The following is a 13,639-nucleotide window of genomic DNA, read 5'->3' as shown; positions in this document are numbered from 1 at the left end:
ATAAAAAATGAACAACATAGGAGAATAATGATGGCAATGAGTGCCCATGCAATTGAAACGCTTATTCGTGAAGGCATTCCTGATGCTACTGTAAGAATTCGTGATCTTGCTGGAGATGGGGAACATTATGCTGCAGAAGTTATTTCTGAAAGTTTTCGTGGTAAAACCCGTGTTCAACAACATAAAATGGTCTATGATGCCCTTAAAGGCAATATGGGAAATGACCTTCACGCCTTAATGTTGCAAACAAATGTCCCAAAATAATCTAAAATTTCTTCTTGCATTCACACATTTAATACGATTAAAAGCAGTATGAATATAAATTACACACTGATAAAAATCTGAAATATCGAGGGATAAAAATGACCACTGTTCATGATTTTATTGACAACGAAATTAAAACAAACGACGTCATTTTATTCATGAAAGGAACACCTGACGCTCCGCAATGCGGGTTTTCAGGACAAGTTGTTCAAATTCTTGATTATTTAGGATTGAATTATAAAGGGATTAATATCTTAACTTCTAACGAATTGCGTCAAGGGATTAAAGATTACTCAAATTGGCCAACAATTCCACAGCTTTATATCAAAGGTGAATTTATCGGAGGCTGTGATATTGTTAAAGAGATGTTTCAAAACAATGAGTTACAGGAACTTTTGAAAGAAAAAAATATTCCATGTAATCAATCATAGGTATCTTTCATTTTATTCAGACTCTTAAAAAGAGCTGTTTTCAGACGAAATTTTTATTTCAAGGATGCCATATGTCATATTCAGTCGATGAACAAACGCATAGAGATGCGATTAGAAACAAAATTGGCTATAAAGAATTTGTTATTCTTATTGCTTCGCTCATGGCTATTAACGCTATAGCTGTTGATATTATGCTGCCAGCTATGCCCGATATTTTAGACGGCTTAAATGTTCTCAATGAAAATGATCAACATTATATCATTTCGAGTTATCTTATTAGCTATGGTATTGCTCAAATATTTTTCGGTCCAATAAGCGATAGGTATGGACGACGTAAACTTATTCTTCTCGGGCTTGCTTTTTATTCATTTACGGCGATTGGCTGTGCCTTTGTAACTGATTTTTCTCTCTTACTTATTTTACGTATCTTGCAAGGAATTGGAGGGGCTGCTATGCGAGTTCTTACAGTTTCCGTCGTACGTGATCTTTACAGTGGTCGAAAAATGGCAGAAGTTATGTCTATTGTTATGATGGTTTTTCTTGTTGCACCAATGGTTGGTCCCGCAACAGGACAGATCATTTTACTGCTTGGACATTGGCAATATATTTTTATTTTCATGGCAATGATTGGTTTAGGACTGATGATTTGGATTCAACTGCGCTTGCCTGAAACTCTTTATGCGCAACGCTCTCTTTCCTTTTCTTCAGTTAAACACAACTTATGGATTGTAATAACCAATCGTACAACACTTTGCTATACACTTGCAACTTCCATTATTTTAGGCTGTATCTTTACCGCCGTTAATACATCACAACAAACATATGAAGGGATCTATAATCTAGGACTTTGGTTCCCTATTGCTTTTGCAGTTGGTGCTGCATTTCAAGCTCTATCATCATTCTTTAACTCTCAACTCGTTGGACGCCTTGGAATGCGGCGTATTGCTCATACTATGCTTTTGCTCTTTTGTGCCACTTCATGCATTTGGTTTATTGGGTCCATCTTAGCAGGTGGTGTTATCCCTTTTCCTTTTTATATGACGTTATATTGTATATTAATGTTTACCTGCGGTGGTATTATGGCCAATTTCAATACACTCGCTCTTGAACCTGTAGGAGAAATAGCTGGAACAGCTTCTTCTGTATCCGGCTTTCTTCAAACATCTATCGGTGCAGGACTTAGCTTTTTTATTGCCCAACAATTTGATGAAACAACCATCCCAAACTCAGCAGGATTTTTCTTTCTGAGTCTCACTGCCATACTTCTCGTCTTATGGGCTGAACGTGGTCATCTTTTTAGACAATATCATAGTAATCCTAACGAATAAATATTACTACGAAAGATTAATAACATCTCTCTTGAACAATAAGAAAATAAACCTATCAGACAAAATAAAACATCTCCAAATAGAACATTCTTGTGTTAAACATTCACATTGTTTGTTTAAAGGTACAGCTCTCGAAATATCAAATCATTTCACGACAGCACCCATAAATGGTATAATGTAAAAAAACAAACATACTATTGTTGCAACAACTCTTGTCTGTGAAACGGTTTATTAAAAAATATTTTTATTCTTTTCTTCAATAGTTTTTATGAAGACGGGCTGGTCTCTCATCTCATGATAGGCAAACAAACAGTTTTGATTGATTTAACCTGAACAAGATCGAAATAAGAGAAAAACTTACGCTTTAGGTCTTTCGTTCAATATAAAAAATAATAAATTATCTTTATAAATTAATATCTTACATAATCATAAAACCATAGGGAATTTTCCCATTTATAAAATACATTTAATTGATAAATTTTCCTGATTTTGGAAATCCTCTTGGAACCAAACGCCCGACGCCCGCACGCATTCCCATCCATTCAATGAGATCATCAGCTTGACGGTTAAAGATTCGTTCAGCTGTATCTTGCCAACTTAAGCCTTCTGATAAATTAAAAGTCTTGGCATCAACAACACCACCTTCTTTATAACGCTGTAAACGAACACCTTTACCGCGATTCATTTCTGGTATTTGTTCAATAGAAAAAATAAGCATTTTACGGTTTTCACCGACTACAGCAACATGATCACCATTTACCGGAACACAAAGCTTTACCTTATCAGGAGCTTTCACATTCATCACTTGCTTTCCTTTTCGTGTATTGGCGATCACTTCTGCAGAAGAAACAATAAAACCATTACCGTGAGATGAAACCAAGAGAAATTTTTCCTCGGCGTGATGCACAAAAGCTGTGAGAACATCGTGCTCATCATCCATATCAACTAAGAGACGAATAGGTTCACCATGTCCCCGCCCTCCAGGTAAATTATTTGCACCAATAGCAAAAAACTTCCTCCCCGTACTGATCAGCACAATCTTGTCGGTCGTAAATGCTGGAAAGGCTAACTTTAAACTGTCTCCTTCTTTAAAAGAAAGTGCTTTATAATCGTTCAAGTGTCCCTTCAAAGCACGCATCCACCCCTTTTCAGAAATAACAATAGTAATCGGTTCTTTTTCGATCATTGCTTGTTGAATATCATCAAGATCATGTCTTGGTGCCTCTTCAAACGTAGTACGTCTTTTCCCCAAGAGTGTTTCAGGCCCAAAAGTGTTTCGAACTTTTTTGATTTCTTCTGAAATTATTTTCCACTGTTTTATAGGAGAAGCTAACAAATTCTGTAGCTTTTCTTTTTCAGCTTTCAAACTTTCAAATTCTTTACGAATTTCAAATTCCTCAAGCTTACGCAAAGAACGCAAGCGCATATTAAGAATAGCTTCAGCTTGATTTTCTGTTAATTCAAACCGATTAATCAGCTTCTTTTTCGGTTCATCCTCTTCACGAATAATCTGAATGACCTCATCGAGATTTAAATAGGCAATAAGATATCCATGAAGAATTTCCAATCGGCTATCAATTTGATCAAGCCGATAATGAGAGCGACGAATAAGCACTTCTTGACGATGTTCAAGCCATTGCTGCAAACTTTCTCGCAAAGAAAGGACATTGGGTATTTTTCCCAAAGACAAAACATTCAGATTAAGGGGAAATCTTACTTCAAAGTCAGTCAATTTAAAAAGAGACTCCATAAGGAGCTCCGGATCAACCGACCGATTTTTAGGAACCAGCACGATTCTGATATCTTCTGCTGATTCATCTTGGATATCCTCAAGCATTGGCAATCGGCGTGCAAGCAATAACTCTGCTGTTTTTTCAATAAGACGTGACTTTTGAATCTGATAGGGAATTTCAGTTACAACAATCACATAAGAACCACGGCTACCAGATTCCTGATGCCAACGTGAACGCAAGCGAAAGAATCCACGCCCAACACGATAGGATTCCTCAATACTTTTTTTAGGTTCAACTAAAATTCCCCCCGTCGGAAAATCAGGACCAAGAACAAATTGATTTAATTCCTCATCATTTACATCGGGATGCGCAATCAAATGGAGTGCTGCATCACAAAGCTCAGCAACATTATGGGGGGGAATAGATGTTGCCATACCAACAGCAATACCAGAAGAACCATTTGCTAAAAGATTAGGGAAAGCTCCTGGTAAAACAACAGGCTCTTCATCTTCCTCATTATAGGTTAAACGAAAATCAATAGCATTCTCATTAATTCCTTCAAGTAACAATGCAGCCACTTCAGTCATACGTGCTTCCGTATAACGCATGGCAGCAGCATTATCACCATCAATATTACCAAAATTGCCTTGCCCATCAACCAACGGATAACGAACAGCAAAACTTTGAGCCAAGCGCACCAAGGCATCATAAATAGACGCATCCCCATGAGGATGAAATTTTCCCATGACATCACCAACAATCCGCGCACATTTCGCATAAGACTGTCCAGGATTTAGTTTGAGAAGACGCATCGCATGAACAATCCGCCGGTGGACCGGCTTCAATCCATCACGTACATCAGGCAATGCACGGTGTGTAATCGTAGAAAGTGCATAAGCCAAATAACGTTCCTGTAAAGCAGAACGTAATTCTATTGGTTCAATATGTTCTTTATCAAAAGGTAAATTCATTTTATCAGACATAGTATTAAAACAACAATTCCCACAATAATAAGAAATTATTTTATAGGATTTATTTAATGAAATCTTCTATGAGTCGACTTTTTTATTAAAAGTCAATTACATAAAAACAAACGCTGCAATTAGAACATGAACAGAAAATTATATCAATTTGAAAAATTTATACATGTCCTTCCCCCCTTGTCTTAAGTAATTTATTGAAAGCTTTGTCAAATTCGACGATAATTTAACTGCCCACAAAGAGTTATTTCATCTTTTCTGAAATGACAAAAGCACCTTTCAAACATCATCTTTTATTATAAAGATAAATTGTATAACAACCCCATTCAGTTTTTCTACGAAAAACCAAAAAATGTTCAAAGCTTATGAAATTTAAACTTTTCAGAGTAAGTCCATAGAATGGAAAACCACATTATTCTCATAAAAACGAAGAGACACAATTCTCTGCTACAACGTTGTAAAAACTTCAATAAAAAATAAATAATATATTGACATATAAAGATAATTAATTTTTTTCAACTAAAATGAGGCTCCCGAATATTATAGAATTCTTTTATTTCTAATTTATTCATGATCAAGCAATTATAATTATTTCCTCACCTATCACAAGGGGAAAAGCCACTATAGAAACAAGGAATAAAAATGCCTCATAAAGAATCAACACAATAGCGTTTTGCCTATCTAAATTTCACAAACAGTACACGCACACACCGTTGACTCTTGAAAGGCATCAAAACTTCACTCTACGTAGAAAAAGATGAAACCAATCCATTATCAACTTTATGAGCTATTTTTGTGAGTAGGAGCCATGCGGATTCCTAAATCACGTAATTGTGTAGGAGAAACATCAGACGGAGCGCTCATTAAAAGATCAAGCGCCTGTTGGTTCATAGGGAATAAAGCAACTTCACGCAAATTTTTAACACCTTGTAACAGCATAATAATGCGGTCAATTCCCGCAGCCATGCCACCATGTGGCGGAGCCCCATAATGGAATGCACGATAAAGACCACCGAAACGATCTTTCACAACTTCCTTAGAAAGTCCTACAAGTTCAAAAACTTTAAGCATCATTTCTGGTAAGTGATTACGAATTCCACCTGATGCAATTTCATAACCATTGCAAACAAGATCATATTGAAAAGCTTTAATAGTAAGAGGATCTTGGCAGGCAAGGGCATTTTCTCCCCCTTGAGGCATGGAAAAAGGATTATGTCCAAAATCAATCTTTTTTTCATCTTCATTCCATTCAAAAAATGGAAAATCAACAATCCACGCCATAGAGAAACTATCTCTATCAAGAAGATCTAATTCTTCCCCTACCCTTGTGCGTGCTGCTCCGGCAAAAGATGAAAACTTTTTTGGATCGCCAGCTACAAAAAAACAGGCATCCCCACTTTCAAGACCAAGCTGTATACGGATTGCTTCAGTCCTCTGTTCACCAATATTTTTGGCGATAGGCCCTGCTCCTTCAAATTTTCCTTCTTCTTCACGCCAGAAAATATAGCCGAGCCCTGGTTGCCCCTCGCCTTGTGCCCATACATTCATACGATCACAAAAAGCACGACTTCCACCCGTTTTAGCTGGAATAGCCCACACTTGTGCATTCTCATCATTCGCTAAAATTTGAGCAAAGACTTTGAAACCAGAATTATAAAAATGCTGAGAAACATCTTCCATAATGATCGGATTACGCAGATCAGGCTTATCAGAACCATATTTTCGCATTGCTTCATCATAAGAAATGCGAGGAAAGCTTTGTGTCACAGTCTTTCCATCTGCAAATTCTTCAAAAATAGAACGCATAATAGGTTCCATAGTTGCTAAAACATCTTCTTGCTCAACAAAACTCATTTCAACATCTAATTGATAAAATTCACCAGGAAGACGGTCGGCCCTTGGATCTTCATCTCTAAAACATGGAGCAATCTGAAAATAACGATCAAAACCTGACATCATCAACAACTGTTTATATTGCTGTGGCGCTTGCGGTAACGCATAAAATTTTCCCTGATGAACACGACTTGGAACCAAAAAATCACGTGCGCCTTCCGGCGATGAAGCTGTCAAAAGTGGCGTCGTAAATTCCGTAAAACCATTATTTTGCATAGCTCGTCTCATAGCCGCAATAATTTCAGTCCGACGCATGATATTTTTGTGCATAGTCTCCCGACGCAAATCAAGAAAACGATATTTTAATCGAATATCTTCTGGATAATCAGGCTCACCAAAAACCGGTAAAGGAAGCTCATCAGATTTTGAAAGAATTTCTACCTCTTGTGCAAAAATTTCAATCTCACCTGTTGGAAGCGTTGCATTAATAACCTCATCAGAACGAGCACATACCTCCCCATCCACACGAATAACCCATTCAGAACGCACTTTTTCAATAACTTTAAAAGCTGGTGAAGCAGGGTCAGCAACAATTTGTGTGATTCCAAAATGATCACGTAAATCCACAAAAAGAATCCCTCCATGATCACGAACACGATGAACCCACCCCGAAAGACGAACTTGTGTTCCTACATCACATCTACGGAGAGCCGCACAATGATGACTGCGATAACGATGCATGTTTTTTGCCTTTGATTATAATATTCACATGCGCTACAAACGCTTTTTAATAACCATTTGTCAAGATATGAGAATAAAAACTCAAAAATAAAGTCAACAAAGGACAAATTTAATTTATCGAATTATAATAAAATGATGAATCTTATTACACAAACAACAGATCTTGAAATTGCACTTAACGCTCTACGTACCTCTGATTTTGTAACAGTCGATACTGAGTTTATCCGCGAAACAACTTTTTGGCCTCAACTGTGTTTAATACAGCTCGCCTCACCAGATGTTACAGTTTTGATTGATCCCATAGCACCAGATATTGATTTACAACCATTTTTTGACCTTATGGTCGATAAAAAAGTTGTAAAAGTTTTTCATGCTGCGCGCCAAGATATTGAAACAATTTATCACCTTGGAGGTGTTATTCCTTCCCCTCTCTTTGATACGCAAATAGCAGGATCCATTTGTGGATTTGGTGATTCTATCTCCTATGATCAAATTGTACAACGCTGTACAGGGCATCATCTTGATAAATCCTCCCGCTTTACAGACTGGAGTTACCGCCCTTTGTCTGAAAAACAACTGCTCTATGCACTTTCCGATGTAACTTACTTAAGAGATGTTTACTTGTTATTGAAAAAAAGGTTAGAGAAAAATCAACGAGCTCACTGGATGGATGATGAAATAACAATCCTTTTAAATCCTAAAACCTATGATATGCCAGAAGATGAAGCATGGAAAAAAGTGAAAGGAAAAATTAAAAAGCCACGTGAACTTGCTGTATTACAAAAGATAGCAGCTTGGCGGGAACGTGAAGCACGAAAATACAATATGCCACGTCGTCATATCATAAAAGATGAATGTCTTATAGAAATAGCAACCCAACAACCAAAAGATGAATCTGCATTAAAACGGTTGCGCAGTCTTAATAAGAACTGGGATAAACTCTCAATTGCTCAATCATTAATCAAAGCTGTCCACGAAGGATTAGAGGTGGATCTTTCTACTTTACCCCCCATTCCTAAACATAATCCACTCAATGATACGACAGCCGCTGTTATCGATCTGCTCAAAGTGTTATTAAAAATTGTTGCAAATGAAAACAGCATTGCCCCTAAAATTATTGCAACATCTAATGATTTAGAAAAAATTGCCAATGGAGGAATAAAGAAAAATATTCCCGCTATGAATGGCTGGCGCTATGAAATATTTGGTAAAAAAGCCGAACAACTGCTAAAGGGCCAGATAGGGTTTTACTTTAACGATGGAAAAATAAGCACAAAACAGCTTTAATTTACATTTTCATTTTGAAAAATCCATTACGCTACTCATTATCTACATCAATTGGTATGCCCTATAGGCCAACGCAAACAGGATAAATAAAGCCTACTTCTGACAAAGTTAAAAAATTAAATAGTAAACTCTTATTAAAATGATAGCTAAATCTTTATCAGGTCAATTAAATAGAAATCCCATTAAAAATAATCTAAAAAAACAGACAGTTCCTTATTTAAAAGTTTTGAAAAAAAAGTTCTGATAATAAAAGCGCATTCATTACAAAAATAGCAGCCTAGAAATAGGAACAAACAAAGATATAATGCCTCACGTCACCATATCGTATTAAAAACTACCAAGATTGCAATCTAACAATCAAAAACGAGCCAGCATAACAACTAAAATACCTAACAAAAGCAATATATTGATTTCTAACGATAATCTAGCGTTATTTATATTGAATTAGACCTCCGAATATCGTAAGATTCTCTCATTCCATCTCAATAAGACTCATAAAGTTTCACATAAGAAATTATATGATAAAGCGCTGTTTTTTATAAATTAAACACCTTTCAAAGGATTCGAAAATCATGGTTAATAAATAGTTGTGATTTATTTCTATTTTTTATAGTGAAAGGATTTTATAATGACTGAAATGATATTCTTTTGACAGACCGTGAAAGTGCAAAACTGTTTCATATGAGTATTTCAACATTCCAGCGTCATGTAACCAATGGATCTCTCCCAAAATCTTTAAAACTTGTTTTTTATCGCGTTGGTTACAATCGTAATCTTATCAAGATAATCGAGCAAGCTAAACAGAAACGTTATAACGACGCAGCATAAAAAGAAAACCTTTTCACGTAAAAATGGACAAAACTTTTCATTTTCACATGAAGCTTATGAAGTGAAAAATCCATCCTGTGATGCAAGTAACAGAATAAAAAATTATGTTTTCTTTTATGAATGCTCAGGCATTACAAATGCTTTGCGTGGTGTCTAGCATGGGCGTTATGGAACAAGTCCTATTGTCCAGCTCATGATGATAGGCTACCTAGTTTATCCCTCGTCAATGGCCCTATTATTAAGACATAAAACACGAATAAATTAGGAAAAAAATCAAAAAATTTCAAAAGCGAGAGGTTGTTTTATTATTTTTGATAACTTCTGTAATCGTCCAAGAGGACGTTCTCCTAATAACCCAGCGTAATTCTTTGGGATCTGCAGGATAATATGATCTGCTTTTTTATGCCACAATAAATGAGGTAAAATTCCTGCAACAGAAGCACTAAAAAGATGAGCAATACGCATAGTTTCGCCAAGAATACGTGCTTTTTCAATTATATTTTGAGTTGCTAATTGAAAAATGGGAAGAGATTCTTTATCAACCAATAAACTCGTATTGCGAACAAAAACAGCAAGTGCCGCATAAAGGCGCCCTTCATGAGAAATTCCTGGATAAGATCCTAAAGCTATTTGATTTGCTGCTTCATTGCCTCGATAATCTGGATGTATACGCCAACCAATATCCGCAAGAAGACAAGCGGCTTGACGATAACGGCATTCATTTTCGGTTTCTGAAATTCCAAAAACTTCAAAAGCATTCGTCGTAAAATCAATGAGTTCTTCTGCTTGTTTTGGTGAACGTGCCCGTAAAATAGCCATTTCTGTGCATGCTGCAATGAGAGGATCTGAAAGCCGAATCGCCTGCGGCAAACGTGAATAAAGAAAACCTTCACGAACGCCAGCACCAGAAAAGATTATCTTTTCAAACTCCATACACTGAATGAGTTCAATAAGAACTATTGCCCCATAAGATAAAAGTTTTCGACGATTCTGAGAAACCGCTGCAATCCCTCTCATATTATCAATATTGCCACGTGCTACAAGACGTAAAAAGTTCTCCATTTCAACGGCATCAACTTCATAGCCATGCATAACAGGGAGCCGATAGTGTTTCATTGCCATATGGAGTTTTGCCAAATTACGCCATGTCCCCCCTACTGCATAAAAATAACGTGCTATACCTTTACGAGCACGAACAACAGACGATTTATAAAATTGCTCATGTACAATTTTTGTAGCTACAGCACTATCATTATTTGACATATACTGTAGCCTTAAACCACCCAATGGGAGCGTTATCCCTTCACCAACATCAGAATGATCAATATCAATCAGCTCAAGACTTCCACCACCAAGATCCCCAGAAATACCTTTTGGTTGATAAAAAGTAGACACAACTCCATATGCTGAATACATAGCTTCTTCACTTCCTGAAAGAAGATATATTTTATTTTGCAAAATATCTTCAGCATGCTGAATAAATGCTACGCCATTCTGTGCATCTCGTGCTGCTGCTGTTGCTAAAGTATAGACCTCATCTGCCCCAATCTGTCGACAAAGCGTACGAAACCGTTTCAGTGTTTGCAACGCCATTTTCATCGATTTTTCTTCTAAAAATCCTGTTTTCGCCACACCATGACCGAGACCACAAAGAATCTTTTCATTAAATAAAACTGTTGGTGATCGAACAAGCCCCTCATAAATAACCAACCGAACAGAATTTGAGCCAATGTCAATAACAGCAACAGGCTTACGCCCTTTTAACCGACCTTGAGCATCTCTATATGTCATTGGATTTTAGTCTTTATGTATTTCGGCTTGTTGCCGATGCAACGCAACCAAGCGCGAAACAGAAGACTCAAAAGACTCATTTTCCCCCGCAAAACTTGTATTGGCCATAAAATACTCCTGCGCATTAAATAGACTTTCACCTATCTGCGGTGTAATACGTTTTGATGTTCCATCCTTAAGTATATCAAAGCTTTGTTGATTATCAATGATATTAGCTAACATAATCTGTAAAAGAATTTTTTGACGCACTATTTTATTAAAAACCGGAACCAATATTTCAATACGATAGTCCAAATTACGAGGCATCATATCAGCAGAGCCTAAGTAAACGAGTGCATTTTCATTAGGCAAATCTTGACCATTCCCAAAACAAAAAATGCGACTATGTTCAAGAAAACGCCCGACAATTGATTTTACACGAATATTATCCGAAATTCCTAGAATACCAGGACGTAAACAACATATCCCCCGCACAACCAAATCAATTTGCACCCCTGCTTGACTGGCACGATATAAAGCATCAATAATTTCAGGATCAACCAATGCATTAACTTTCATCCAAATAGCAGCAAACCTTCCCTGTTGTGCATGAACAATTTCTCCCTCAATATGCTCTAAGATACGACCACGCAGTGTTAAGGGTGAAAAAGCAATCTTCATTGTTTCATTTGGACGCTCATATTGCGCAATATAATTGAATAATAACGCAACATCATGAGCGATATCATCATCCGTGGAAAAAAAAGAAAGATCGGTATAAGTTTTAGCATTAATGGGATGATAATTTCCTGTTCCAAGATGAACATAAGAGCGAAGACGTTTTCCCTCACGTCTCACAACTAATGACATCTTAGCATGCGTTTTTAATGCAATAAAACCAAAAATAACTTGAACCCCAGCACATTCAAGATCCCTGGCCCAACGAATATTTGCTTCCTCATCAAAACGTGCTTTAAGTTCTACCAAAGCAGTCACAGACTTTCCCTGTTCAGCTGCTTTAATCAAAGCGCCAACAATTGGACTATCATTTGATGTACGATAAAGTGTTTGTTTTATTTCTACAACATCAGGATCGCAAGCAGCTTGACGTAAAAATTGGACAACAACATCAAATGTCTCATAGGGGTGATGAATCACAATATCATTTTCACGAATAGCCGCAAAACAATCCCCTTTATGTTTACGAATACATTCTGGAACACGAGAAATATAAGGAATAAATTTAAGATCATCGCGGGGAATAGAAACAATTTCTGATACCGTATTAAGCGCTAAAAATCCGTCAAGGACATTAATACAATTATCAGGAACAGCGAGACTATTCGCTATAAATTGGCGTAAACTCTCTGGCATTTTTGCGTCAAACTCAACTCGAATAACCTGCCCACGGCGCCGCCTTTTAAGAGCAGTTTCATAAAAATGAACAAGATCCTCAGCTTCTTCTTCTACTTCAATATCGCTATCTCGGATTATTCTAAATGTACCAATTCCTTTAACCTCATAGTTAGGAAATACATGTTTAATAAAAAGGCAAATAACATCTTCAGATGCGATAAAACGAAAATGATTACCTTCTTGAGGAAGAAGAACGAAACGCCTTAAAAGCATTGAAATAGACAACAACACTGTGTGTGAATTCTGATCAGTTTCTCCAGACAATTGAAGCCCAATAGAAAGCCCTAAATTAGGAATAAATGGAAAAGGATGAGTAGAATCAACAGGTAAAGGTTTTAAAACAGGAAAAATTGTCTCAAGAAAATATTTTTCAAGCCATGATTTTTCAATTTCTGAAAGATCATCAGAACAAATAATTTCAATATCATTCTTTTTTAATTCATCACGTAAAACATTCAATTCTCGTAGTTGGTGAGCCTGCAGCTTTGAAATCTCAGCTAATACAATATCAAGTTGTTCCTGTGGAGTGTGCCCATCTGCACTGCACGCTGTAACGCGAGCACGAATTTGAGCTGCTAGTCCTGCAACACGAACCATAAAAAACTCATCAAGATTTGCAGCTGAAATAGAAAGAAATTGTAGACGTTCTAATAAAGGATGTTTCGAATTAGCCGCTTCCATCAAAACACGATTATTAAATTGTAGCCATGAAAACTCTCGATTAATAAATCGTACCGGATTTTTCATTGTTATATTCGATATAGAAATTTTATCTACCACCCTCTGTTCCATATATCCTAAATAATTTTCTTTTATATTTTCTAAAATCCTTGACGAAATATCTCACATAACATTTGATAATATGTTATCATCATAATAATATATCAATGCCTAACTTCCCTCATCATTTTTCCATTTAATATTTAAAAGTACTTGGAATTATTGCTATGCGCAAAGCACTAAAAGTAAGACAACTATTCTAATATAGCATAAAAGAAGAGAAATTTGTCTTAAAAAGCATCTTGCAT

Annotated in this window: 8 protein-coding genes and 1 pseudogene; 5 read left to right on the top strand and 4 right to left on the bottom strand. The window is 36.4% G+C overall.

Translation table 11 applies throughout. The annotated features are described in order from the left end of the window. The first annotated feature begins 30 nt into the window (after window positions 1-30). The 3 genes from ACFIMM_RS00520 (at window position 31) to ACFIMM_RS00510 (ending at window position 2,023) form a co-directional block, all read left to right on the top strand. The gene (locus ACFIMM_RS00520) at window positions 31-264 is read left to right on the top strand and encodes a BolA/IbaG family iron-sulfur metabolism protein (protein ID WP_375611543.1); all 234 of its coding nucleotides are present in this window, start codon (window positions 31-33) and stop codon (window positions 262-264) included. A gap of 98 nt (window positions 265-362) precedes the next feature. After that, window positions 363-695 (top strand): Grx4 family monothiol glutaredoxin, encoded by a 333-nt coding sequence (gene grxD / locus ACFIMM_RS00515; protein ID WP_375606638.1) that lies wholly within the window; start codon window positions 363-365, stop codon window positions 693-695. 71 nt (window positions 696-766) lie between these two features. Next, window positions 767-2,023 carry a multidrug effflux MFS transporter gene (locus ACFIMM_RS00510; RefSeq protein ID WP_375611542.1) on the top strand — a complete coding sequence of 419 codons (1,257 nt, stop codon included), beginning with the start codon at window positions 767-769 and terminating at the stop codon, window positions 2,021-2,023. Window positions 2,024-2,489: 466 nt separating this feature from the next. Here the strand turns inward: ACFIMM_RS00510 and parC are convergent, their stop codons facing one another. Both parC and aspS read right to left on the bottom strand, forming a co-directional pair. Continuing rightward, window positions 2,490-4,739 carry a DNA topoisomerase IV subunit A gene (parC, locus tag ACFIMM_RS00505; protein WP_375692562.1) on the bottom strand — a complete coding sequence of 750 codons (2,250 nt, stop codon included), beginning with the start codon at window positions 4,737-4,739 and terminating at the stop codon, window positions 2,490-2,492. Window positions 4,740-5,516: 777 nt separating this feature from the next. Then, the gene (gene aspS / locus ACFIMM_RS00500; protein ID WP_375611540.1) at window positions 5,517-7,310 is read right to left on the bottom strand and encodes an aspartate--tRNA ligase; all 1,794 of its coding nucleotides are present in this window, start codon (window positions 7,308-7,310) and stop codon (window positions 5,517-5,519) included. A gap of 132 nt (window positions 7,311-7,442) precedes the next feature. On the opposite strand from aspS, the gene rnd reads away from it, so the two are divergent. Together rnd and ACFIMM_RS00490 are read left to right on the top strand one after the other, a co-directional pair. Next, complete coding sequence (gene rnd, locus ACFIMM_RS00495) at window positions 7,443-8,597, top strand: ribonuclease D (protein WP_375611539.1); 1,155 nt, start codon at window positions 7,443-7,445, stop codon at window positions 8,595-8,597. 642 nt (window positions 8,598-9,239) lie between these two features. Next, a pseudogene (locus ACFIMM_RS00490) lies at window positions 9,240-9,425 on the top strand (helix-turn-helix transcriptional regulator). Window positions 9,426-9,698: 273 nt separating this feature from the next. On the opposite strand, the gene ppx reads toward ACFIMM_RS00490, so the two are convergent. Together ppx and ACFIMM_RS00480 are read right to left on the bottom strand one after the other, a co-directional pair. After that, window positions 9,699-11,216: an exopolyphosphatase gene (gene ppx / locus ACFIMM_RS00485; RefSeq protein WP_375692561.1), complete on the bottom strand. Its 1,518-nt coding sequence runs from the start codon at window positions 11,214-11,216 to the stop codon at window positions 9,699-9,701. A 6-nt stretch (window positions 11,217-11,222) separates the two neighbouring features. Beyond that, window positions 11,223-13,403 carry an RNA degradosome polyphosphate kinase gene (locus ACFIMM_RS00480; protein ID WP_375692560.1) on the bottom strand — a complete coding sequence of 727 codons (2,181 nt, stop codon included), beginning with the start codon at window positions 13,401-13,403 and terminating at the stop codon, window positions 11,223-11,225. Between the last annotated feature and the right edge of the window lie 236 nt (window positions 13,404-13,639).

Origin of the sequence: Bartonella sp. AP258QHHD (assembly GCF_042196145.1) — a bacterium.
Taxonomy (GTDB): Bacteria; Pseudomonadota; Alphaproteobacteria; order Rhizobiales; family Rhizobiaceae; genus Bartonella.
The sequence above is the reverse complement of the archived record's forward strand: the minus strand, read 5'-3'. Positions and strand labels throughout refer to the sequence as shown.